Origin of the sequence: Paraburkholderia aromaticivorans (assembly GCF_002278075.1) — a bacterium.
In the GTDB taxonomy this organism is placed as follows: Bacteria; Pseudomonadota; Gammaproteobacteria; order Burkholderiales; family Burkholderiaceae; genus Paraburkholderia; species Paraburkholderia aromaticivorans.
The window spans coordinates 171,722-195,499 of record NZ_CP022992.1 but is presented as its reverse complement, the minus strand read 5'-3'; the positions used below and the strand labels follow the sequence as shown (position 1 = coordinate 195,499).

Annotated in this window: 19 protein-coding genes and 2 pseudogenes; 5 read left to right on the top strand and 16 right to left on the bottom strand. The window is 59.1% G+C overall.

The features are described 5' to 3' along the window. Positions 1-73 precede the first annotated feature (73 nt). Together CJU94_RS37100 and CJU94_RS37095 are read right to left on the bottom strand one after the other, a co-directional pair. On the bottom strand, positions 74-628 hold the full coding sequence (locus CJU94_RS37100) for a FlhC family transcriptional regulator (RefSeq protein ID WP_095423569.1): 555 nt from the start codon (positions 626-628) through the stop codon (positions 74-76). Positions 629-630: 2 nt separating this feature from the next. Then, the gene (locus CJU94_RS37095) at positions 631-915 is read right to left on the bottom strand and encodes a hypothetical protein (RefSeq protein ID WP_244221197.1); all 285 of its coding nucleotides are present in this window, start codon (positions 913-915) and stop codon (positions 631-633) included. Positions 916-1,300: 385 nt separating this feature from the next. Here CJU94_RS37095 and CJU94_RS37090 point away from each other — a divergent pair, with 385 nt between their 5' ends. Continuing rightward, positions 1,301-1,981 (top strand): helix-turn-helix domain-containing protein, encoded by a 681-nt coding sequence (locus CJU94_RS37090; RefSeq protein ID WP_095423568.1) that lies wholly within the window; start codon positions 1,301-1,303, stop codon positions 1,979-1,981. Here the strand turns inward: CJU94_RS37090 and CJU94_RS37085 are convergent. Next, positions 1,929-2,633 (bottom strand): hypothetical protein, encoded by a 705-nt coding sequence (locus CJU94_RS37085; protein WP_095423567.1) that lies wholly within the window; start codon positions 2,631-2,633, stop codon positions 1,929-1,931. The genes CJU94_RS37090 and CJU94_RS37085 overlap by 53 nt on opposite strands. Before the next feature lie 133 nt (positions 2,634-2,766). Beyond that, entirely contained in the window at positions 2,767-3,798 is a 1,032-nt protein-coding gene (locus CJU94_RS37080; RefSeq protein WP_244221196.1) for a DUF7146 domain-containing protein, read from the bottom strand. Between the two features lie 67 nt (positions 3,799-3,865). Between CJU94_RS37080 and istA (CJU94_RS37075) the strand changes: the two genes are divergently transcribed. Both istA (CJU94_RS37075) and istB (CJU94_RS37070) read left to right on the top strand, forming a co-directional pair. Next, a complete protein-coding gene (gene istA, locus CJU94_RS37075; RefSeq protein ID WP_095418115.1) occupies positions 3,866-5,359 on the top strand; it encodes an IS21 family transposase in 1,494 nt (497 codons plus the stop codon). Continuing rightward, positions 5,356-6,174 (top strand): IS21-like element helper ATPase IstB, encoded by an 819-nt coding sequence (gene istB / locus CJU94_RS37070; protein WP_095418116.1) that lies wholly within the window; start codon positions 5,356-5,358, stop codon positions 6,172-6,174. The genes istA (CJU94_RS37075) and istB (CJU94_RS37070) overlap by 4 nt, the downstream gene beginning before the upstream one ends. Positions 6,175-6,445: 271 nt before the next feature. Here istB (CJU94_RS37070) and CJU94_RS37065 read toward each other — a convergent pair whose 3' ends face one another. The 6 genes and pseudogenes from CJU94_RS37065 to CJU94_RS37040 all read right to left on the bottom strand — a co-directional run. Then, complete coding sequence (locus CJU94_RS37065) at positions 6,446-8,635, bottom strand: VWA domain-containing protein (RefSeq protein ID WP_095423565.1); 2,190 nt, start codon at positions 8,633-8,635, stop codon at positions 6,446-6,448. 58 nt (positions 8,636-8,693) lie between these two features. Continuing rightward, the gene (locus CJU94_RS37060) at positions 8,694-9,794 is read right to left on the bottom strand and encodes a DUF3150 domain-containing protein (RefSeq protein WP_095423564.1); all 1,101 of its coding nucleotides are present in this window, start codon (positions 9,792-9,794) and stop codon (positions 8,694-8,696) included. 212 nt (positions 9,795-10,006) lie between these two features. Then, positions 10,007-11,335, bottom strand: a complete 1,329-nt coding sequence (locus CJU94_RS37055) for a hypothetical protein (RefSeq protein ID WP_095423563.1) — start codon at positions 11,333-11,335, stop codon at positions 10,007-10,009. Positions 11,336-11,757: 422 nt separating this feature from the next. Next, the gene (locus CJU94_RS37050; protein ID WP_095423562.1) at positions 11,758-12,192 is read right to left on the bottom strand and encodes a hypothetical protein; all 435 of its coding nucleotides are present in this window, start codon (positions 12,190-12,192) and stop codon (positions 11,758-11,760) included. Positions 12,193-12,278: 86 nt separating this feature from the next. Next, a complete protein-coding gene (locus tag CJU94_RS37045; RefSeq protein ID WP_095423561.1) occupies positions 12,279-13,352 on the bottom strand; it encodes a ribonucleotide-diphosphate reductase subunit beta in 1,074 nt (357 codons plus the stop codon). A 206-nt stretch (positions 13,353-13,558) separates the two neighbouring features. Further along, positions 13,559-13,975 (bottom strand): annotated as a pseudogene (locus CJU94_RS37040) (ribonucleoside-diphosphate reductase subunit alpha); the annotation flags it as partial. 284 nt (positions 13,976-14,259) lie between these two features. Between CJU94_RS37040 and istA (CJU94_RS37035) the strand changes: the two are divergent. Together istA (CJU94_RS37035) and istB (CJU94_RS37030) are read left to right on the top strand one after the other, a co-directional pair. Further along, positions 14,260-15,810 carry an IS21-like element ISBmu3 family transposase gene (gene istA, locus CJU94_RS37035; RefSeq protein ID WP_095423560.1) on the top strand — a complete coding sequence of 517 codons (1,551 nt, stop codon included), beginning with the start codon at positions 14,260-14,262 and terminating at the stop codon, positions 15,808-15,810. A 15-nt stretch (positions 15,811-15,825) separates the two neighbouring features. Further along, positions 15,826-16,575 (top strand): IS21-like element ISBmu3 family helper ATPase IstB, encoded by a 750-nt coding sequence (gene istB / locus CJU94_RS37030; protein ID WP_006400877.1) that lies wholly within the window; start codon positions 15,826-15,828, stop codon positions 16,573-16,575. Between the two features lie 99 nt (positions 16,576-16,674). Here istB (CJU94_RS37030) and CJU94_RS37025 read toward each other — a convergent pair. The 6 genes and pseudogenes from CJU94_RS37025 to CJU94_RS37000 all read right to left on the bottom strand — a co-directional run. Continuing rightward, positions 16,675-18,978, bottom strand: a pseudogene (locus tag CJU94_RS37025) (ribonucleoside-diphosphate reductase subunit alpha); the annotation flags it as partial. A gap of 54 nt (positions 18,979-19,032) precedes the next feature. Beyond that, a complete protein-coding gene (locus CJU94_RS37020) occupies positions 19,033-20,433 on the bottom strand; it encodes a transposase (protein ID WP_095417514.1) in 1,401 nt (466 codons plus the stop codon). A gap of 868 nt (positions 20,434-21,301) precedes the next feature. Continuing rightward, positions 21,302-21,529: a hypothetical protein gene (locus CJU94_RS37015; RefSeq protein WP_095423786.1), complete on the bottom strand. Its 228-nt coding sequence runs from the start codon at positions 21,527-21,529 to the stop codon at positions 21,302-21,304. Positions 21,530-21,641: 112 nt separating this feature from the next. Beyond that, the gene (locus CJU94_RS37010) at positions 21,642-22,115 is read right to left on the bottom strand and encodes a single-stranded DNA-binding protein (protein ID WP_095423559.1); all 474 of its coding nucleotides are present in this window, start codon (positions 22,113-22,115) and stop codon (positions 21,642-21,644) included. A gap of 16 nt (positions 22,116-22,131) precedes the next feature. Then, entirely contained in the window at positions 22,132-23,160 is a 1,029-nt protein-coding gene (locus tag CJU94_RS37005) for a hypothetical protein (protein ID WP_095423558.1), read from the bottom strand. Between the two features lie 10 nt (positions 23,161-23,170). Continuing rightward, positions 23,171-23,776 (bottom strand): hypothetical protein, encoded by a 606-nt coding sequence (locus tag CJU94_RS37000; RefSeq protein ID WP_167397614.1) that lies wholly within the window; start codon positions 23,774-23,776, stop codon positions 23,171-23,173. Positions 23,777-23,778 lie beyond the last annotated feature (2 nt).

Here is a 23,778-nt window from a genome sequence, read left to right as displayed (position 1 = left end):
AAAGAAGATGCTTACAACGTTCGAATTTTGATGCAGAATGGTGGGAGCTGCACGAGCAGCCTGAAACAATCACTTACCCCACTTGATGGAATGTCGCAAGAAGGCGGTTCCTGTGGCGCTTGCGAGATCCGCCGAAGCTCCCGTTGTTGCACACCGGACACATTACGGGTTCGTTTCGCTCATGCACATGATGGGATGAGCAGCAGGCGCACTTCGTGAACCGAAGATCGCCCGTCTCGAACCCGCGAACCAGAATCAGCGCCCGCTCGAACGAAAACTCGGAACTCTTTTCCAGTTCGGAGCTTTCAAGGAAGAATGCGTAAGCTTCGATCAGCGAGTCGATGTGGTGCGCACCGAGTTCGCAGAGGCGTATGTAGGCTTGAAGGATCAGGCTGCCTTTGAAGCGCCAGCCCGGCTTCTGCAAGAACGCGTAGTCCTGCGCCGGCGACATGCCCGGCTTGGGTGTACGGCCGGTGAGCTGGGTAAAGATCTCGCGGAAGGTCTGGATGTGCACGCCGCCGCGAGGAGACAGTAGTGCCTGCATCGTTTTGGGACGGGCGCCGAACTCGCACAGGCGCTTGAGCCTCTGCTCGTGCTCGATGTAGAAGCGTAGCTGAAGATTTTTCATGATCAGCCGCGCAGCGCTATGACGTTCTGGACGGTGGACTTCGGCGCCGACTGAACGGTTACAACTTTGAGGAGATCCGTGAACTGGTTGTCCACAAATATCGCCTGGTTAGCATCCTTGACCTTCTCAACAAGAACTTCGAGTGGGGTCGAGAGAAGGACGTCAACGGCTTCGCTGCTCAGCTTGTATACGAGCATCGCGCGCGTCTGATTCATGCGAACCGCGTTCCAGCGATTCTCGACAGCCTTTACGTTTTCAAGCGCGGCAAGCTCAAGAATAGGACACATTTCTGAAAACCCTCGATCGTGGTCACCTGGCCAATAACCCTTACTTCACATCCTTTTTTATGGGAAACAACTTCTTGACAGGAAGTGTTCCTGACGGGAATCTACCCAAGTCCGCGATGGAATGCAAGCGTCAAGTCCTTTATGCTCGCCAATGTTAGGTACCGCACTCGACAAGGTTCAGGTTCTTCCTTACCGTGCCGTTAACTGTTGGTCGTTTTCGGACATCGGCGAAGTTGGGTGATCCGACGACCTGGACAAAAAATTCGCATGTGCATTGGGCTTGACAAAACGGGATCAGGGGTATCCGTCTTCGACTTTTGTCGTCTGGGGTAACTGACCTGCGGCATAATACTCAGCAGAAAACTCACTTTTTGGGTGCGCCACCATGGAAAAGAGCGGCATCGACGCCGTCAGGCAGACGTTCGGGAAGCGTCTGCATACGATTCTTGACGCAAGAGGCCTTCCGACTACCGGATTCGCCCGGAGCCGGTACATTGCCGACTTAATTGGGGTCACATCGCCGACCGCGTACAAGTACTTGTCTGGCGTCTTCGTCCCTGGCTACGACATCCTGATCGATCTCGCGAAACGTCTAAACGTCACGCCTGACTATCTGATCGGCGTGGGAAGTTTGAACAGCTATCTCCTCTACGATCCGTCCGGGCACAACCCGATTCAGATGTCTCTGCCCGAACGCATCAAGGAATTTTCGACCGTTGGCTGGACCGGGCTGTTCTTCTATTGGAGCGTTTCCGCCCGCGAGGCAATGGATCTCCTCCAAGCCGGTGACAAAGTCGTCTACACGACCCAGAATCTGGGACTTGAGGCGGATCGGCATTACATCGTCCAATATGATGGATTGATGTACATCGCAAAACTAAAGGCCTTGGTGACACACGCGGATGGTTCTTCTCAGTGGGAATTCTCTTTCGAGGACAACACCGTGATCCAGTTGGCCCAGACGGACATTGGCTTTGGATATGCCGCACAGCGGGCGTCTCAAAGCCTCCACGTCATCGGATCTCCGGTGTATCGCCTGCCTGCCGGGCATGCTTTCCCACGTTGAAGTCAGTGTAGGCGGTGACAAAGTATCCGTCGTCGCCCACCACGAACACCCAATGACTCTCCGCGTGGTATAGCTTGGTGCTCCCACGCTCTGGATTCCGAATAGGGGACATTCCGGCCTTTGCGATCCGCTGCATCTCCTTCCAGGCGACGACAGCGCTGACATGATTCAGCCGCGCCCGGAATTGTTCAAAGCTGTGCTGCCGCACGCCGACCTTACCGTGCCCCTTCACGTCCAAGAAGAGCTTGAGCGGCTCAGATACCGACAGATGCCGCTCACGGGTCTTGGCACCCTCACCCACCCACGAGCAGTCCTTCTCAACGTTGAGCGGGACCTCGAGGAATTTCGTCAGAAGCAGCACCGCGTAAGGATACAGGTGCGACTTCTTGCTCCGGCCGCTTCGTAGATCCAAGATCGTCGGGTTGGAGATCGTGATCTCGAGGCTCGATCCGCTCCGATTGTCACCCATCAATTGGACGTCCTCGACGAGGTAATGCAGCGCGCTCAACTCCGCGACAACATCCTTCTCGGCAACATCCGCCTCCACCGTGACATACACAATGCCCTGTTTGCGCCCGAGACGCCACGTACACACGAAGCGCTCATCTTCAGCTTGAGTATGGATGGTAAGACGATCAATCTGATTGCTCATTTAATTTGCCTGACGTTATAGCGACAGGATACTGATTGCGAACAGCCTTGCAAGGGGATGTCTGCGCCCCATAAAAAAAGCGCCGAGGTCCTCAACCCCGGCGCTTTCTGTTCAGGTCGTTTCCGACCTATCTTCATGACCGCTTTGGTAGCGAACGAACAAAGTCCAGCATGTCCGTCCCAGCCTTGGCTGGTGCGTACTTGATCACCCGCTTGCCCATCGCCTTCGCACGTTCAGCGAGCTTCTCGCCTGCCTGGAAGCCACGACGAACTCCCCGACCGTCGGGAAGATCATTGTCCTGGTAGATCCGAAGCAAATCGATGTCGTCGAGCACGGAGAAATCGAACTCCTCCATCCCGCCGGCGTCGACCATAGACCAGCAAGTTTCACGGCGGAACACCCGGACTGCCAGGGACGTTTCGATGCCCTCCGCAACACTCAGTTCCCGGCTAGTCGGAGCGTAGAGTCGAATGGCCCCTCCCTTGATTTCCAGAGAGAGTTCCTTCTTCCTCACGCTCGTTACCGGGGCCTTGGCACCATCCTCCGTGAGGAAGGTGCGATGAACGTTGCAACAGACACCATCCGGCCCTTGGATTGCCGCCACCATACCGGGGAACTTCCCGACAAGAACAAACTTCCCGTCCTCGTCCTCTTCCCAATACGTCAGCGCAGGGTGAAACCGAAGAACAGCGGGAATATCAGCCGGATCAAGCTCGGGAAGGCGCGCGATCAGATACTTCCAGACCGGGTCCCCTACCGAAATTCGCCGAGCCTCGTTCCAAAGCTTTACGTGGCGAGCCTTGCGTCGAGCAAACTCCTCCTTGCTCATCGGCTCCCCAGACCGGCGCGGTGCATCTGCACTGCGTGGACGTACTGGAGACTCGGCCAACCCCGCCCCAAGCGACTCCAACACCCAGCGAACACGTTGCATGAACGTCTTCTCCGGGAATACCACGCTCAGCAGCTTGAGGCCGTTGCCGCCGCCGCATCCGCGGCAGTAGTAACTTCCATCACCGTACTTGTCGGTAAAGGCATATCGGTCCTTGCCCCCACAAAAAGGGCACGGACCGTGGGCGGCGACAATTGTCTTGGCCGGTCGTTGACGATTGTTTTGGCCGGTGGTGAGGAGTTGGAGGCGGCGTAGCCGCCGGAGACGACGAACCACCGGCGGCGCCAGGTCGACGGGGCTTTAGGATGGGCTGATCGAAGCTTAAATAAAAAGCGGTCAGCTCATGTCTGGAACCCGCATTACCGACCAACAGGTTCGTCTCTACATGAACAAGCGCAAACACCATCCGCAGGAAGTCGCGGCCGCCAAGACCGGTATCAGCGTGCGTACGGCACGCCGCATCGAGCGCGATGCCACGTTGCCCTCCCAGAAGCCGCGTCAATCATGGCGGACCCGCCCTGATCCCTTCGTCGACGTATGGGACAGCGAAGTCGTACCACTGCTGCGCAACGCGCCCAACCTGATGGGCATCACGGTCCTGCGCAAGCTGCAGGATGATCACCCGGATCGATATCCCGATAGCATGCGTCGCACGCTGGAGCGACGTATCCGCCAGTGGCGGGCACTCGAAGGGCCTAGCCTGGAGGTGTTCTTCCCCCAGGAGCATCAGCCCGGCGTGCGCGGACTGTCGGACTTCACCGATATGAGCAAGCTGTGCGTGACGATCGGCGGCGCCCCGTTTGGCCACCGCCTGTATCACTTCGTACTGGCGTTCTCGCGCTGGGAGTATGCGAACGTTGTTGAGGGTGGCGAGAGTTTCGAGGCCCTCGCTGCGGGATTGCAGAACGCGCTATGGCAGGCGGGCGGCAGCCCGCACGAACATCGCTCTGACAGCCTGTCGGCCGCCTTCAAGAACTTGCAGGAGCAGGACGACTTAACGACGCGTTATGCGGCGTTACTCGACCATTACGGCATGGAGGGCACGCGCAATAACCGCGGGCTGGGCCACGAGAACGGCAGCGTGGAATCCTCGCACCGGTATCTGAAGGAAGCGGTCGACCAGGCTCTGATGCTGCGCGGCCATCGCGACTTCGCTGACCGGGCGGCTTACGATGAATTCATCCGTGAGGTGGTGATGCGCCGGAACCGGCGCAACGCCGCGGCGTTTCGCATTGAGCGCACACAGTTGCAGGATTTGCCTGAACGCCGTACCACTGACTTCGTCGAGGAAGAGGCGCTCGTGACCCGTTGCAGCACGTTCACCGTGCGCGGCATCCTGTACAGCGCGCCGTCGCGCCTGATCGGCCACCGCCTGAAGGTGCGTCTCTACGGTGACCGGCTCGACTGCTATCTGTCGGGCGCGCTGGTGCACAGTACGCCGCGAGGCTCCCGTGCCGCCGACAACCGCCACGCACTGGATTACCGTCACTTCATTGACTCTCTCAAGCGCAAGCCTCAGGCGTTCAGGGGACTTGCGTTTCGCGACGCGCTGTTTCCGCGCGATGCCTACCGCCGGACCTGGGAGCGGCTGGAGGCGCAACTGACGCAACGTCAGGCATGCAAGACCATGGTGGGGTTGCTCGAACTTGCAGGGCACCACGGCGTTGAAGCGTTGCTGGCGCAGCGGCTTGATGCGTTGCTCGTAGTCGGCGAACTGCCCGACCTGAAACAGTTGCGCGACGAATTCGCTCCGCGTGAGGCGCTGTGTCCCGAGGTGGTGGTCGAGATGCCTCCCATCGCAGTCTATGACGAACTGCTCGACAAGGCGGCCGCATGAACGCACCCGCCTATGAGAACGGTCGTCTGGCCCTCATGCTCAACGAGCTGCGCCTGCCGACGATCGGCAGGTTGTGGCCCGAGTTCGCGGAACGCTCTGACAAGGAAGGCTGGCAGGCTTCACGGCTGCTCGGCGCATTGCTCGAGCACGAACTGGCCGAGCGCGCCAAACGACGCATCGAGCGCCACCGAACCGAGTCGCATCTGGACCCGACCAAGACACTTGCTACCTTCGACTTCGGCATGGTGCCGATGGTCTCGAAGGCGCATGTCACTGCGCTGGCAACCGGGGAATCCTGGCTGGAGAAAGGCGCCACGATTCTCCTGTTCGGGCCGCCTGGTGCCGGCAAGAGTCATCTGGGATCGGCTATCGGACACGCGCTGATCGACGCTGGCTACCGGGTGCTGTTCACGCGCACCAGCGAACTCGTCCAGAAGCTCCAGGCTGCACGCCAGAGCCTGCAACTGCCATCCGCGCTCGCGAAGCTCGATCGCTTCGATCTCATCATCCTGGATGACCTGTCGTACGCGCGCAAGGACCAGGCCGAAACCAGCGTACTGTTCGAACTGATCGCCGAGAGGTATGAGCGCAAAAGTCTTTTAATAACGGCCAATCAGCCGTTCTCTGGCTGGAATGATGTGTTCCCCGACCCCGGCATGACGGTCGCAGCCATCGACCGGCTCGTCCATCACTCGACGATCTTTGAACTGAATGTAGAAAGCTATCGCCGTCGAAAGGCCAGCGACAAACAGAGCGCGCGCCGGCGACAATTACCCAACGACAATTACGATGGAGGCGCGACAACTATGAATTAGCCAGCGACAACTACACCCGTTGACCGGCCAAAATAGTTGTCGCTGACCGGCCGTGCTGCTTGACGCTGTCTAGACCGTTTCGCTTCGGTCGCAGATACTGTTCGTCCAGGCCGGCCACCTGCAGCAAGTCAGGCCAACGACCATCCGAACGCGACTGAGCTTCGGCAACCTGCCTTTCATTCTCACGCCGACGCTCGAGCACATCAACGCTCATCGTCTACCCCTTTTTCTACTGCAGTTGAAAAACCGGGGGATTTCCCCCGGGCCCGGCCTACGCTGCCTTTTTCAGAACTAGCTGCTTGCGAAGCAGCTCGAACATCTGGGTCGGCAGATCTGCAACCTCCTTGATAAAAATGCTGTTGGGAATCACACCGGAAATATCCTGGCCGATACCAACACCGATCACCTCGATCCCCCAGCGCTGACACGACGCAACCACGTCCACCACGCCTTCCTTGCTGTCAGGTACACCATCGGTTATCGGCAGGAGGATCCGCCGGGTCGCCTTTGTCGACAACAGCGAGTACTGGCCATAGAGCAGCGCGTCCGCGAGCGGTGTGTTGTGACCGTCCGCTCGAACCGCCGCGATCCGGCCGGCACGCTTGCGCACCGACTCACCGAAGCGATTCAACATGAGAACATCCCGATCGCACTCTCGCGATCCGGCCGGAAACGCGGACGTTGCCACCTGTACCCCGTCGATTTGCCCGAGAGCAATGCCGAGCGCGGTGCAGGTATCAATCGCCAACGTCATCCGCTCCTCGAGTTGCATACTTCCGGAACGATCGAGAAACAAGTGGATCGCAACGTCGATGCTGTTGCGCGACGACTCCCGCTCGAAGATGTTCAGGTCGCCAGTCGACAGCCTGAGAGCACCCAGATTGGAAAGCCGTTCACCCGCATACGCATCCCAGCTTCTGGTTTGCGTTACCGCTTCCAGAGCCGTCGTCAATCTCCGACGCAGCGCGATCGACTCGCGCTTGACGCGCTGGACGATTTCGCCGTTGTCATCGATCTCTTCCGTGAATGGGATCGCGTTCGACAGAACAGGTGGCGCATCCGACTCATCCGCCATCCCGTTCAGCATGCCCTGAACTATTTCCCCGAGATCTTCTCTGGGGTTATAGCCAGCGCCTAACGCCACACGAACATCGCGCGACGTCGCTTTCTGGGAAAGGTCCAACGACGACGCGCCCGAATCATTCACCTGGGCCGGCTGCTGCCCGTCGTCGGCCAAGGCGCACGCGCCCGTACCGTCTTCAGTAGCAGAGACAGAGCCAGGCTCCTGACTCGAACCGTCACCCGACTGCGAACCGTCACCGGGCTGCGAACCGTCGCCCGACTGCGAACCGTCACCGGGCTGCGAACCGTCGCCCGACTGCGAACCGTCACCGGGCTCCGAACCGTCACCGGAATCAGCCGCAGATCCAGCGCCGCTTTCCGGCTTATCGCCGTCGGACTGCGATTCGGCCTTACCGCCGGCGTCAGCAGAACCGCCTTGTGCCGAGGACGGATCCTCGGCCGCATCGGAATCAGCGTTCGCGAGACCTTGCGAAGGGTCTCCTTCGTCGGTCGACGTCGCACCATCATCCGCGGCTGAATCGTCACCGTTGGCGCCCGCCGAGGCCGGCTGCTCCGACACAGGAGCAGACTGAACGTCACCGTCACCACCGGATTCACGGTCTTGCCCGCTGTCCTCGAGCTGACCGCTATCGCCGCCGGATCCTGCTTCGCCGTTCGGATCGGATTCAGCCTTCGAGGAATCCCCGTTGGCTTCATCCTCACCGCCGTCTTCCGGGTCGCTCGAATCTTGATCCGAGTCCGAGTTCTCCTCTGCATACTGCTGCAGGAGGGAAACGGCCTCGACAGCGATCCGGGCGGCATCGGCCGACGTGTGTGCGAATTGAACCTTGCCGATGACCGTCAGATATGCGTTCGCAAAAGAACTATCGAACGCACTCGTAAGCCATTGCACGGCGATCGCCTCACGAGCCTCGAAAAAGGTTCGCTTGAGCAGCCGCCAGTTCAAGGTATGCACCGTCGCGGTAATCAGAGCTTCAGCCAGATCGGAGGAATTCGACATTTCGCGAAGCTGCCCGTCTTTCGACAGAGTTTCGCGCATTGCCATAAAAATCCGATTGGCACCGGGGTAGCGCCGCTCCACCAGGCCTTCAATGCGCACGTCCTCGAGCGCGTTGTAGATCCGAAAAGTGAAAGCCGCGAGGTCCATCGCCGCAACCGACTCGAAGTCGGTATGAACGATATGCCCCGCCCCTTCGTGGAGAACAAACCCGAGTCCGAGGACTCGAGCCTTTTCCACTTCGATTGGAAGATCGGGAAGCACGATCTCGCTGGGATTCGCGTAGGCTCGATTGCCGCCTATGCGCACCTTCAGACCGCACTTCTCCGCAAGCAGCCTGGCCGCGATCGGCAAGGCGCCTTTCAGCGTATTGATGTTCATGCGATTCCTTCGAGAAAAGAATCGCCCCCGAAGGGGCGATTGTTACGCCCCTTCGGGTTTAGATCCCGAAGCCCGTTGCCATGCCCGGTTGGGGCGGCAAAGGCAACGGCATCGACGAAACTGCCGGACCAGGACGGCCGACAGGTGCTGGCGAACCAGCGCTCACAACAGGCTGCATGGGCGCAGCCATCGGCACAGAGACCGGCGGTGCATCCCCCTCTTCGTCCGCCGCACCGAAGCGCGGGCCGACGGCGAGGTTGAACGTCGCGGCGACGTCACCCGACTCCAGACACTGCTGGCCAAACGCGCGCATACGATCCGGTCGTTTGAGGATCCCCGTCAGCCCCCAAAGGGTCGTCAGATGGATGCCCTCGATCTTGCCCTTCTCCGGCAGCAACTTAATGCTGTAGTCGATGGTCTCGATGATCGGACGTACACACGGGTCGAGGAAGGCGAGGCCCTGCATCTTCTCGCGAATCGCCTGCAGCGCGTTCTTGCAACGCTGCGTGACATATTCCCGAGCCTGGCCGTTCTTCTGGCCGCCGAACGACAGGGTGCGTTCTTCGAACGCCGCTGCTTCCTGGGCAATCTCTCGGAAAAGCGTCCCCGCCAGCCCTTGCTCGGCTTGCTTCAGGCCACCCGACAGTTGATCGAAATCTTCTTCCGACTCGCCGACGGAGCGAACCTTGAACGCCTGCCAGCGGAATCCCAGAGCGCCTTCGACGTACGCCTTTTCGGGCGCTTCGTCTTTGATGATATGGGCCCATTCCTGGTTTTGCGGGGCGTTCTGCCACTCGAGGATCAGACGGTCGTAGTTCGATACGAGATGGTTTCGCTCCTTCTCGTATTCGACTGCGATTGCGTCGAGATCATCTGCGACCAGCTTTGCCTTCCTGGCGGGGATGGCATAGCCGCCGAGGAAACGCACTCCGCGGCTTTCACAAGCCTTTTGCGCGCGCTTTTTGAGCTTGTCGAACACCTTGAGGTGCTCGCTGTCGATGACCTTCTTGCTACCCAGCGACGCAAGGTCGCCGTGCGGCAGATCTTCGACTTCGCCGATATCGGTCGTTTTCAGCTTGCGCCGGCCGGACCAGATATGGGCTTCGATACTGAAACAGAGAACCTTTTCGAGGGTTCGTACTTCGGTTTGCTGCGACATGGAGATCTCCTGGAAACCCCGAAGACTCCATGCCCCCTACCGGGCATGAAATCCCCGGTAGGGTTGACAAACGAATGGCTGACTTAGATAGGTGTGCCAGCTACCCTTTCTGCGCTACGCGCAAAAAACCTCTTTGCAAACGCCTCGCTTTGCAAAGAAGTCTCGCGACTAAATGGGCCGGCCAAGCCCATATGCACGGCCGCCGTACGCTATCAGCGTACAGACACGCCCCAGAGGCCTCCCTGTTGACACCGCGCGGCGAGTTTCCCCACCTGCTCAGCGCCCCAGTTGTCCGGTACCAGTACCTCTGCAAGGTACTTCGTGCCGATGGCTTCCGAAATCGCAGTATGCCATTGCAACTGCTGGCCGACCCCCTCCGCGGTTCGCACCGCATCGATACATCCGTCCGACGTCAGTCCGACGGCGTGCGCAGAAACCGGACGGTCCGCAACCAGGGCCCACCCGAAAATCTGCACGTTCCTGAGTCCATACATGCGGACGCGCTCCGCCACTTGTGGCGACAGCAGTTCCGACATGGGTCCGGCATCGAATTCCGCGCAATCGAACCATGCCGAAGCGCCACGTTCCTGTGCGAGATCGCACGAGGCGTCATGGGCTTCATCACGGATCATCCCAGCCACCTGTACAAGCGCCGCGTTGGCTTTATCCGCGTCCCCTGCGCTCCCAAACTTCTGGAGTGCCGAGGCAATGCCCGAGATTCCGATGGCGATGCGTCGGGCCTCACTGGATCGCTCCAGATTCCCGCCGGTCGCATGAACGTCGTGCATCGCGTCAAGATCGCGAACCGCCAGGCGGACGTGCTCCTTGAGCCGCCTGCCGTCGAGCTGGGTGTTCTTGCCAGGAATTTCCACGAGGTAATCACACAAGTTCAAAACGATCCCCGTGACCGCCTCGTTCGCGCCGACAAACCCGGAATTCGTTCCGAAGATGCCGCCGCAACCATCCCGAACCACTGAACTCTCGTCGAAAAATACGCCGCTGACCCCCGTCCCGAGAGACTCAAATGCGATCAGCGACTGCGCGACTAGCGCGCTTGATCCGCGCCGGCCGTTGCCGACACGAACATACGTTTCCGTGGTTCCCAACGATGCCGCGTCAGCAAGATGATCCTCGCTGATCACGACCATCGGAAACGCACCGTCCAACAGGCTGCCCCGTCGCGACGACTCATAGAGCCGTCCGATCGAGTGCAGAAGCAACCCGCGGGAGGAATCGATGAAAATCGTCTCATCCGTGGATGTCACTGGCGCCGACGTATCGACGAGCAGCGGCAAACCCTCGTGTCCGGCCATCACGACATCGGCCAGGACATCATATGCAGAACTCTCTCTTGAAGTAGCCAGACTGATTGCCAGTCTCGGGCTCAGACATGGGTCCGAGGCGCCCTCTTCTTCGAACGCGCGACGGGCCAACGCAGGAAAGGCGGAACGGGGTTGGGGAAGCCCATCAGCAATGCTGGGGAGCCCCCGCCCCGTTTGCACCATGATCTGGGTATCAGACACCTGGGGTTGGACGTTCATGTTGATCTCCTTGTCGAACGTGAACCCCGGAATCGGGGCCCCCCAGAACGTTGCGGATCGCTCTGGGGGGCCTCGAAACCAAGAACACATGAAAGGAGAATTGCCTATCCAGAACGGAAAGGCAGGACGTGAGGGATAAACCCTGAGGCCTGGGGAGTCCAGATCAAACGCGGGACGGGCATACCAGGCAGCCCTTCTGTGCCGTAGCACAAAAAACCTCACAAGCATCCACCTCATGCATGCTTGTGACGTCTCAGGAAGGGAAAAGTGCCGATTTCCGGCTCAGGCTAGTATCGACCCCCAGCTAGGTAGCAAAATTATAGTACAGGTGAATTCTTGTCGGGAAATTTTCGCAGCCATGTGGAAAGACCCTGCCGAAGCAGGGTCTCGGGTCACACTGGATGTCGAATAGGTAACCACTTTTACGTTCCCGACGGCTGATGCTTCAGGAGTTGCCTCCCTCGAGCCTCGAGCCGGGAATCGACCTTCTTCGCACCCCAGTACAGCATTGCCATCACGAGCATGACTACCACGATGATGGCCGTCTGGGAGCTCTCCCCCTGGATTTCAAACTCCGTTTCCAGAAAGGGCTTCCCGACTTCAAGAAGCAGGGCAATAACGAAGAAGAACAGTCCGTCCTGGAACACGTCCCTACCCAACTTCTTGCTGGAACCCTTTTCTAGAGCCTTCTCGCGAAGACCTTGTGCTTCGGATTCCAATTCCCCGATTCGCTTGCGAGCCAGCTTCAGCTCGGTTCTCGTCGATTCAAGGTGACATCTGGCATTGGCCTCGCGAGCCTTTGCCTGCTCGACGCGGATTGCCCGCGGATTCTTGCTTTTACTGCGCTTGTGTTTCATAGATTTCTCCATTTAAAAAAATGGCACCCGGAAATCCGGGTGCCGCACGTAGTCACTGCTGCTGGCAACGCCAGCGACCGCAACCATCAATCCCAGCTCAGAGCGCCGCCCGTTTGGTACTCGATCACTCGAGTCTCGAAGAAGTTGCGCTCTTTCCGAAGATCGAGCATTTCGCTCATCCACGGAAATGGGTTCGTCTCGCCCTCGAAATCCGGGTTGAGACCGATCTGCGTCTTTCGCCGGTTGGCAATGAAACGCAGATATCCTTTGAACAGACCGGCGTTCAGACCGAGGACGCCGCGGGGCATGGTGTCCTCCGCGTACTGATATTCGAGGCGTACAGCTTCCTTGAATACCTCGTCCACCTTCCGCTTGAACGATTCCGTCCACAGGTGCGGATTCTCCAGCTTGATCGCATTGATCAGGTCGATACCGAAATTACAGTGCATCGACTCATCCCGGAGGATGTACTGGTACTGCTCCGCCGCACCCGTCATCTTGTTCTGCCGGCCCAACGACAGGATCTGCGTAAAGCCGACATAGAAGAACAGGCCTTCCATCAGACATGCGAAAACGATCAAGCTCAAAAGCAGCTTCTGATCGTTCTCGACCGTTCCCGTCGTGAACGACGGATCGGTCAAGGTCTCGATGAACGGGATCAGGAAATCGTCCTTTGCCTTGATCGAAGCAACCTCTCGATAGGCATTGAAGACCTCCCCTTCGTCCAGTCCAAGGGACTCCACGATGTATTGGTAGGCGTGCGTGTGCACGGCCTCCTCAAACGCCTGCCGAAGCAGGAACTGGCGACATTCCGGTGCGGTAATGTGCCGGTAGGTACCGAGCACGATGTTGTTCGCAGCCAGCGAGTCGGCAGTCGTGAAGAACCCCAGATTCCGGGTGATGATCCGACGCTCGTCGGCCGTCAAGCCGTTCGGGTCTTTCCACAGCGCAATGTCCCGCGCCATGTTGATCTCCTGCGGCATCCAGTGGTTCGCGCAACCAGCCAGATACTTTTCCCAGGCCCATTTGTACTTGAACGGTACGAGCTGGTTCACATCGGTCTTGCCGTTGATGATCCTCTTGTCAGCAGCATCGATACGACCGGCGGCGCCACCTGCATGCGCGTGAGCAACCGCGCCGAAGGATGAAGATATTTCCATCTCAAACTCCAAAACGAGAAGAGGCAGGACAGCCCGAAGGCCGTCCTGCGATTAAGACATCACGAGTCCACCAGTAGACCCTACTGGCAGGCCTCGCACTCGTCGAAGCCCGGATCGCCCGGACGCATCGTGCAGACCGGACCGTCCGCTTCCAGAGCCGGCTCCGTGGTGACCTGCGGAGCAACAGCGGCCAAAGCCGGCGGGGTAACCGCGTTGAGCGTTCCCGATGCCACGGTCGACTTTTCTACGGACGTAGCCGCCATCGTGCGCAGGTAGTAGGTCGTTTTCAGACCGCGAACCCACGCCAGCTTGTAGACCTCGTCCAGCTTCTTGCCCGACGCGCCGGCCATGTAGATGTTCAGCGACTGAGCCTGGTCGATCCACTTCTGCCGGCGGGCAGCTCCCTCCACAAGCCACTTCGGGTCGATCTCGAACGCCGTTGCATAGCGCGCCTTGATCTCCTCCGGAATGCGGTCGATGCGCTGAACAGACCCGTCGTAATACTTCAGGTCGGCCAGCATCAACTCGTCCCAGATGCCGAGCTTCTTCAGATCGGCAATCAGGTACTCGTTGACCAGAGTGAACTCCCCGGACAGATTCGACTTCACGTACAGGTTCTGAAACTGCGTATTTCGGCGAACGTGATCAGCGATTTCGGTTGAACGTGATCGGTGGTTCCGATTGATGGTGATCGGCCGTTTCGGTCGAAGGTGATCGCTGATCACCGGTTTCCGAAACGAGCGATCATCTTGCCGAAACGGGTGATCACGTTCCCGGAATGAGTGATCAGTGAACCGAAACAGCTGATCACTCGACCGAAACGGGATAGCCGTTCTGGCTCGGCGGTGGTGTTGCGCATGTGATCAACGACGGGCGTTAGCCTTGATCCTTTTTAGGGGACAGGTTGATGCCGGCACATCGGATGAGCATGCGCAAACTGAAGGAAGTACTGCGGCTGAAGTGGGCGTGCGGCCTGTCGCACCGCCAGATCAGCCGCGCGATCGGCATCAGCGTCGGCGCCATCTCGGCATACGCCGCGCGCGCGAGCGCGGCGGGCCTCGACTGGGCTACCGTCGAACCGCTCGCCGACGACGAGCTCGAGATCAGGTTGGACCTGCCGGAGGAAACCGCGGTCCCGACCCGCCGGGTCGAACCGGATTACGCGGCGATGCACCGCGACCTGCGCCGCAAGGGCGTGACGCTGCAACTGCTCTGGGAGGAGTACGTCGAGGCTCACCCAGGCCAACGCACCTATCGCTATACGCAGTTCTGCCAGCGGTACAAGGACTGGGCTGCGGCGCTGAAGCGCTCGATGCGCCAGCAACACCGCGCCGGCGAGAAGCTGTTCGCCGACTTCGCCGGGCAAACCGTGCCGATCCTCGGCCGCGACGGCGGCGTCGCGTTCAAGGCCCACGTGTTCGTGGCCGTTCTCGGCGCCTCGAACTACACCTATGCATGTGCGACGCGTTCCGAGACCATGCCCGACTGGATCGGCAGCCTGATCGACGCGTTGGAATTCTACGGCGGCGTTCCCGAGTTGCTGGTGCCCGACAACCCCAAGGCATTGATCGCCAAGGCGGATCGCTACGAACCGGTGCTGGGCAACACCACGCAGGACTTCGTGAACCACTACGCGACCGCCATGTTGCCGGCGCGACCGCGCAAGCCGCAGGACAAAGCAAAGGTCGAGGTCGGCGTGCAGATCGTCGAGCGCTGGATCCTCGCACGCCTGCGCAACCACCGCTTCTACAGCCTGGCCGAGCTGAACAAGGCGATCGGCAAGCTGATTGCCGACCTGAACCGGCGTCCGTTCAAAAAGCTCGACGGCAACCGCCATGAATGGTTCGAGCGGCTTGACCGACCAGCGCTACGCCCGCTGCCGGCCCGCCGCTACGAGATCGCGACCTTCGTGAAGTGCCGCGTCAACATCGACTACCACGTCGAAGTCGACCATCACTATTACAGCGTCCCGCACAGCCTCGTACGTCAGGAGGTCTATGCGCGCGTCACACGCCACGGCGTCGAGATCCTGCACCGCGGCAAGCGCGTTGCCGCCCACGCCCGCAGCCGACTCCGGAACAAGCATACAACGTTGCCCGAGCACATGCCGGCGGCGCACCGTGCCCACATGGAATGGACGCCCGGGAGATTACTGAACTGGGGCGCGTCCGTCGGTCCCGGTGCCGAGGCAATCGTCAAACACCTGCTGACCAACCGGCCGCACCCCGAGATGGGATATCGAGCGTGCCTCGGACTGCTGTCGCTCTCGCGTAAGTACGGCAAGGAACGGCTGGAAGCCGCCTGCCAGCGAGCACTCGTGATCGGCTCACCGACCCGTCGCTCCGTTCTGTCGATCCTCGAGTCCGGCCTGGACCGACAACCGATGCTCCCGATTCCGCTCACCGAATGGCATTCGCCCGATCACGAGAACGTGCGCGGGCCCGACTATTACCACTGACCCAAGGAGGTCGCGATGTTGATGCAGCAAACCTTAACCCAGCTCAAATCCCTGAAGCTCGACGGCATGGCCCGCGCGTTCGAGGAACAAGCGGCGTTGACCGCCAGCACCAGCCTGTCGTTCGAAGAGCGCTTCGGCATGGTCGTCGAGCGCGAGCTCGCCTGGCGCGATACTCGGCGGCTCGAACGGCTGCTGAAGTCCGCGAAACTCAAGAATCCCCAGGCCTGCATCGAGGACATCGAATACCGGCAGAGCCGCGGCATCGACAAGAGCGTCGTCGCCGCACTTGCTGGTTGCGACTGGATCCGTAATGCACAAAACCTCATCCTGACGGGGCCGACCGGAGCAGGCAAGACGTGGATTGCGTGCGCGTTCGGTCAGCAGGCCTGCCGACAAGGCTTCTCCGTGATGTACGTCCGCGTTGCCCGGCTGTTCGAGGAATTGAAGATCGCCCACGGCGACGGCAGCTTCACGCGGCGGCTCGCGCAGCTCGCCAAGATGGACGTCCTACTGCTCGACGACTGGGGGCTGCAGGATCTCGATCAGGGTGCCCGAAACGATCTGCTCGAAGTGCTCGACGATCGCGTTGGCACGCGCTCCACGATCATTACCAGCCAACTGCCTCTCGAACACTGGCATGCCTGGTTGCAGGATCCGACGCTCGCCGACGCGATCCTCGACCGGCTCGTCCATCAGGCCCACAAACTCCCGTTGAAGGGGGAATCGATGCGAAAGACCAACGCCAAGCAGTCCTCCGCATCCTGATCGTGATCACCTTCGCTATAATCCATTGACCGCGCAACACCACCTTCCAAACTGATCACGTTCGCCGAAACGGCTGATCACCATCACCGAAATCCGCATCTGAAACTGCGGCTCGATACACGCCGACACCCCCACGATGTTCGAGATCGTCGCCGTCGGCGCGATCGCGATACAGTTGGAGTTGCGCATACCTTGCTTCAGGATCTTCTCCCGCAGTCTGTCCCAGTCCATCGTGATGCTCTGATCGACTTCGAGGTACTGCTCGCCACGAGCTTCAGCCAACAGCTTCAGCGAGTCGAACGGCAGAACACCCTTCGACCACAGCGACCCCTTGAAACTGGAGTAGGCGCCGCGCTCCACTGCCAGATCCGACGAAGCCTCGTAGGCGTAATACGCCAGAGCCTCCATCGAACGGTCTGAAAACTCGACCGCTGCTTCGCTGCCGAACGGGATGCCGAGGATGTACAGCGCATCCTGGTGTCCCATCAGGCCCAGACCCACCGGACGGTGCTTCAGGTTCGCCGAACGAGCCTTCGCCACCGCGTAGTAGTTCATGTCGATCACGTTGTCGAGCATCCGCATCGCAATACGGACGGTACGACGCAATTTCTCGTGATCGATCTGGCCATCCTTGACGTGGTTGACCAGGTTGACCGAGCCCAGGTTGCAGACGGCAATTTCCACGTCGCTCGTGTTCAGCGTGATTTCGGTGCACAGGTTGGAGCTATGCACCACGCCGACATGTTGCTGCGGGGAACGGATGTTGCACGGGTCCTTGAACGTGATCCACGGATGGCCGGTTTCGAACAGCATGCCGAGCATCTTTCGCCACAGTTCAACGGCCGGACGTCGCTTGTACAACTTGATAACGCCGGCATCCGCCTGCGCCTCGTACTGCACGTAGCGCTCCTCGAACTTTGCGCCGTACAATTCGTGAAGATCCGGCACGTCGTTCGGCGAGAACAGCGTCCAGTCGCTGCCTTCCATCACGCGTTTCATGAACAGGTCAGGAATCCAATTCGCCGTATTCATGTCGTGCGTTCGGCGACGATCGTCTCCGGTGTTCTTGCGCAGATCCAGAAACTCCTCGATATCGAGGTGCCACGATTCCAGATAGGCACAGACTGCACCCTTGCGCTTCCCACCCTGGTTGACGGCCACAGCAGTGTCGTTGACCACCTTGAGGAACGGGACGACACCCTGCGACTTGCCATTGGTACCCTTGATCCACGCGCCCATGGCACGGACGTTCGTCCAGTCGTTGCCCAGACCGCCGGCGAACTTCGACAGCAGAGCGTTTTCCTTCAGACCGTCGTAGATCCCTTCGAGATCGTCCGAAATGGTCGTCAGGTAGCAGCTCGACAGCTGCGACCGGCGCGAGCCCGTGTTGAAGAGCGTCGGTGTGCTCGACATGTAGTCGAACGTTGACAGCACTTCGTAGAACTCGATCGCACGGGTTTCGCGCTCGATTTCGCCCCGGGCCAGACCCATCGCCACACGCATCAGGAACGCCTGCGGCAGTTCAATGCGACGCTCGTTGACGTGCAGCAGATAGCGGTCGTACAGGGTTTGCATGCCGAGATAGTCAAGGAGTCCATCGCGCTCCGGCCGGATTGCCGAAGCAAGACGCAAGAGATCGAACCCCTTGGACATATCCTCGGTCAGCAGCTCGGCTTTGACGCCATCCTCGATACCGCGGATGAACGCCTCGCCGTAGCCTGCCGCTACCTCGTCCAACGTCACCGGCTTGCCGAAAACGTCTTGGCCAAGCTGGAACGCTAGCACGAGCCGTGCGGCCGCTTTCGCGTGTTGCGGCTCGACCTCGATCTTCGTACGCGCCGAAAGAACCAGCGCATTCTCGATCTCGGTCTCCTTCGCCTCGTTGTAGAGGTTCCGGACTGCTTCGTCGAACAGGTCCTTTGCAGACACGCTCTCGAGCCCAAACACCACGGACTCGACGATCGCAATCCAGAAGGCTGCATCGAACGGCACCACTGCACCGTCACGCTGGCGATACGACTTGATGTGATCGTACTGACCCAGCCTCGGCGCCGGCGTGCGCTTCTGCGCAGCCATTTCGCGGTAAAGCACATACCCGCGTGCAACTTCATGCTCACCGCTACGCATGAGCGAGAGTTCCACCTGGTCCTGAATGTCCTCGATGCGGAAAGCAGCGCTCTCCCCACGACGATTCAGGGCAGCACAGACGGCGTTGGTCAATTCCTCGACCTTCACACGCTGCGCGGCACTCAGGGACGACACACCGGCGCGATACAGATTGCCGTGTGCGTCGTACAGGAATGCCTTGGCGATCGCGTTTGCGATCTTCGCTCTGTCGAACGGTACGGTCTCACCGTTACGGCGGATGACCATGTGTGCACCAATCAGATCTTCGCGTTTCATTTCATACTCCTACTGTAAAACTCGAGAGTGCCGAATTCAGGCGTGGTTTTTCGGCTATGTGCCCAGGCGGAACATCTCGAATGTGTCGGGGTCCTGCCTTTCTGCGATGAATTTTGCGAAGAAATGGGTTTTGGCGCTATTCACGAGAAATTCGGGCAGGCATTGACGTAGTGCGTTGGCGACGACCAACTCCGATGGAGGGATGCCGGGGCGGATAGTGCGCAGCCAGGATCCAAAGGAACTCCAGACCTGTGAAGGGAACACCGCTGCCAGATAGTGAAGCAGTCCCTGACAGACGATGCCAGCGTGCATAAAGACGTGGTACGCGTGGATCTTGCGCTTGACGGCGTTGCGGTACTCGAGTGACTCGCGATGAAGGTATTGATCGCCGTTTCGGCGGGCGAGCGGCTTCATGTCCTGCATCCAGAAGTGGTACGCGAATGTGCCGATCCGATGCACCGCCTGTTTGAAGCTGTACTCGATCTTGAAGCGCAATCCATACAGGCGGATGATCTCGACGGCATCCAGACTGAGGTCGGTGCACATCAGCAGACACGAACCCCTGCTTGGGTGAGTCACTGCCACGAAGCGAACCAGCTGACCGTACGCCGGCCACAGCAGATCGCAGACCCGATAGTGAATGGTGACATTGTGCTCGCCATAGACCGGACTGGGGGCGGATTGCAAGGCCTGGGGATCAGCCAGTAGCGATTTGAGTTTGATCTTCTCACCGTAGCGCCTGGGACGCCCCCGTTTGCGCGGTCCCTGCTGCACGTACGGGGCACAGGCGACTGCATTGGACTTCACGCGTGTGACCAGGTGGTTGTCCCGATCGCGCAGGCCTTTGACGATCTTGCCAGCAGCGTAGTAGGCATCGGCCACGAAGTAGAACGGCTGCTGCACCGAGACGATGCCAAGCAGCGAGATCATCTTGTCGAGCAAGGTACGCCGATCGCGGTTGGACCACACCAGACCTTCGTGAATACGCACGGCCAGCGGTACGGCGAAGACGCTCTGGGCGGCCCGCACAAGCATACTGACCGCCTGCATCGAGTGCCCCATGATGTATTCGGGCTTGGTGTTGGAGTCGGACTGTTGATGCAGCAGCTTGACGCCGGGCATCTTCCTGCCGCTCTTGGCCACCTTGATGCCATCGCCGACCAAAACCAGTCGGCCATTGACGCGTAGCGGGTCAGGGAACAGGCGCAGCACCGTCTGGGTCCACAGCGCTGAAAGCTGATCGAGCTGCACGGCGTCGCTATGCAGGCTGTCACGCAGCTTGTTGTACAGGGCTGGCCGCAGTTTGAGAGCCCGCACGATGCTGGTCACGCCCAGCAACTCGGTGCGCACAGTCAAGCCAGCGACGACAGTTGCGAACCACATGAAGCTGCGCAGGCGAGAAAACGCTGGGCGTAGCAGCCAGATCGCGTCCCACCAAGCCGTCCAGAGTTTCATTGTTGTTCTCTACATTATTTTGCACTACGAAGTATCGCATAGAATATGCAATATAGGCAGCACAAACGGCTCCTTCAAATCGAAAGACTCATTGAGACGATCAAGGCGATGCTCGCCGCGATAGATGAAAGACGCGCGGGGTCACTCACCCCCCCCCCATTGCAAGGCCCTCCCGAACCAGTTCGGGGCATACTGACAGACGAGCGATACGCGGGACAGGAAGATCCGCACTGAGTCCTTCGTGGGCGATGCGCTGAGCGATGTGAGCCCCTGCAAGTCAACTACGAGAGCATCAACAAGGCATTGATTGAGGAATAGAGCAACGTGAGTTTGATCACTGCCGCCTGACGATGAATCTGGTGCACGAAGGCAACCGGCCACGCCGGATCACATCACCAGGAAATGGATCGGTGTTCAGATGAAAAGCGCCGAGGCCGGAGCGAGTCCGAGAAAAAACAAGCGAGAAGTCGGCACTCTCGAGTGTAAAAGTTGTTACCCAGGTGAGAAGGCGCGAGGCCCAGTTAAACGGCCTCGCATCGAGATCGCTTAAGTGGATCCCGAATCAAGTGGGTGACAAGAATTCGGCAGGAATCTTCCCCAACGGGAAAGTGAATCCCCGCCGGGTTAAAGAACGTCGACCTCGACGATCGACAACAAGAGAAAAGGACCGAAATCCCCGAAGCAGGTGATGCTTCAAAACGATAGTCAGCTACGTGACCGTGGCTAAATCCGTCAGCTCGGGAGCGAACATCGCTCAATAAAACCGGTTACTTCCCGAAGCGGATCCACTGGATCGGCTTGGGGAAGTCCGCTCAGAGAGCGGGCTTCGGTTTGAGTGCGGCACACGCACCACACACAGAACATGCGGTCAATCCAGCACCGCGGCGACGAAGACGCTGTTCGTGAAAACGAACTGGTCGGGATCGAGGGACTCGTTTTCCACCACCAGACCGATACCGTCGAACGCGACCTTCTTCACCGTCGACTTGCCGTCGGCCGTGACCGTCACATCGCAAGCGAACGTATTGCGCATGACCTGCTCGTTCTTGATGAATTCGACCAGTTCAGCGCCCGTCTTCACACGTTGAGTATGCATGTCCATCTCCGTCAAATTGAATTGTCGTAGGCGGGCACGTCCCCCGGTTGGGGGACGTGCCCCCTTCCGGGAAAAACTCAGTCTCAAATCGATTCAGATAGCGACCAAACCTTCAAAAGGCCGGACCACCATCTTCATCGCCGTAGCCACCCGCATATGCCGGAACTTCGTCACGGGATTGCTCGTTGCCACCTTGCGGCTGACCGTTACCTCGCGAACCTGCGTGCCCGTTGGACTGTTGGCGAACCAACTCGCCCTTCTTGGCAATCAGCTCCATGGACTGAACGTACATCTCCACCACCTTAAATTTCTGCCCGTTCTTCTCATAGCTACGAGGTTTTACGCGGCAGGTGATGTTGACAACGTCACCCCTCTGGTACTTCTCAGCCACCTTCTCCGCAAAGTCGCCGACCACAACGCAGTCGTGCCACTCCGCGACCTCCACCCATCTGCCCGCCTTCTTGTCGAAGTAGTCATCGTTCGAACAGAGCGAGAACTTCGCTACCGGCGTACCTGACGGAAGGAACCGTACTTCCGGGTCCTTGCCGATCCGGCCGTGAATAAAACAGACGTTCGTATTGCGCATACGGTTTCCTTTACTTTCAAAGCTTCACGACGTTGTAGGCGTTCTTCCAGGCCTTCCGTCCGTTCGGTTCTTCCCACTCGATACGGCCGAGATGTTCGATCCGGACGCGACTTCCAACCTCCGCTCCACAATCGGCGATCGCACGTTCAAGGTCCGTGCCAAAGACCGGAAGCACGTTACCGTGCAACTCATCAGCTTCGATGGTCACGCAGTACTGCTCGATCTCCTTGTTGTCGATCTTGCGAGGCTTGACCCCAATCTCGACAATTTGCCCCGTGTACACCTTGGACGGACGGCTACGTTTCTGCTTCTTTTCCACGGCTTCCTTGAACGAGCTCGGCATGACTGCAACATCGCCATCCTCTTTCTTGGAACGCTTTGCTGACTTTTCCGAAGAATCACCGGCATTACGTTTCGTGGAATCTTCGTCTTTCGATTCCGGCTTCGGGCCCGACGCAGCGACACGATCCGAAGAACCCGACGCAACGACTCGCAGCTTCACCTCATGCTCCCCGCGCAACAGCTTGTTCACCTGTGCAACGGTAGCCTTGAGGATCGACTCGATCTCGGACATACCTGAATACGGGATCTCCTCCAGTTCGCGGCGCTCGAAGCCGAGACGCTCGGAAAGGGTGCGGTCATAGATCTTCACCAGCCTCTTGACCTTACCGCCCGGGTAGAACCAAAACAGGACCGCCCCGAACCCCCTCTCGAACGTGATCGTCCGAGTGAAAGCAGCCGTGACCGGCCCTTTCGATACCGCAACGGTGGACACGGACTTCGCTGTCTCCACCTTTTGAGGGTTCGACGTCTCTGCCGGCTTGACCGATGCGACTTCCTCCGCACCCACTTCCGATACATCTTTTTTGCGGGAAGACTTCGCATACCGCAGGACGGCACGCGCCAACCATGCAACACCAACGGTCGTACGGTGCAGCGCAACGTAAGCCAGTTTGAACACGAGTTCAACCGCGTCAAACAGTAAGTCAACCAGCGATTCGGAAATAGTCTGCCGCTTCCGTGCCGTGCTAGCTTGCTGAGACATATCTACCTCTCTAGAAATTGACCAATGACCTCCCCACCGTAAAGACCGTTGGAGTGGTAATCAGTCCAGCCTTGACAGATGTTCCGTGGTGCTCCCCCATCAGGAGATCGCGTCCAAAGAACGACATCATCTCTTTCCCACCACGGCGGATGGGTACTTCATCGAGATCTTCACTCGTGCTATCCGGCTTCGCTACCTGAATGCCCAGACGCATCGCTGCGCCGAGAATTCCGATCACGGTTTGGGCGTTTGCACGTGTCCCTACAACGGTGACACCTTCGTAGGATTCGACAAAACTCCAGTCGGGATCGCTCCCGACGTATTCCGCCACCATCTCGCGGAACGTGGAATCGATCGAGCCGTTGACGACCACCAGCAGATCCGAGGCCTGATCCTGTTCGACACAGCCCTCGTTCAACGATCGCTCACCGACCAACTCGAACCCAATGGACTCGAGCTGACTCTGAAGCGCTGACGACGTCGCCGAAGCCACGTCCTCCCCCTTCAGTTGGCCACCGGTAACGCCGACGAAAATGCGTGTCGTGTTGTCGGTGGCCATCGGTACAGCGATGTCGATCCCGTCAGAGATCTTGCGATACAACTGGACGGGAATCATGG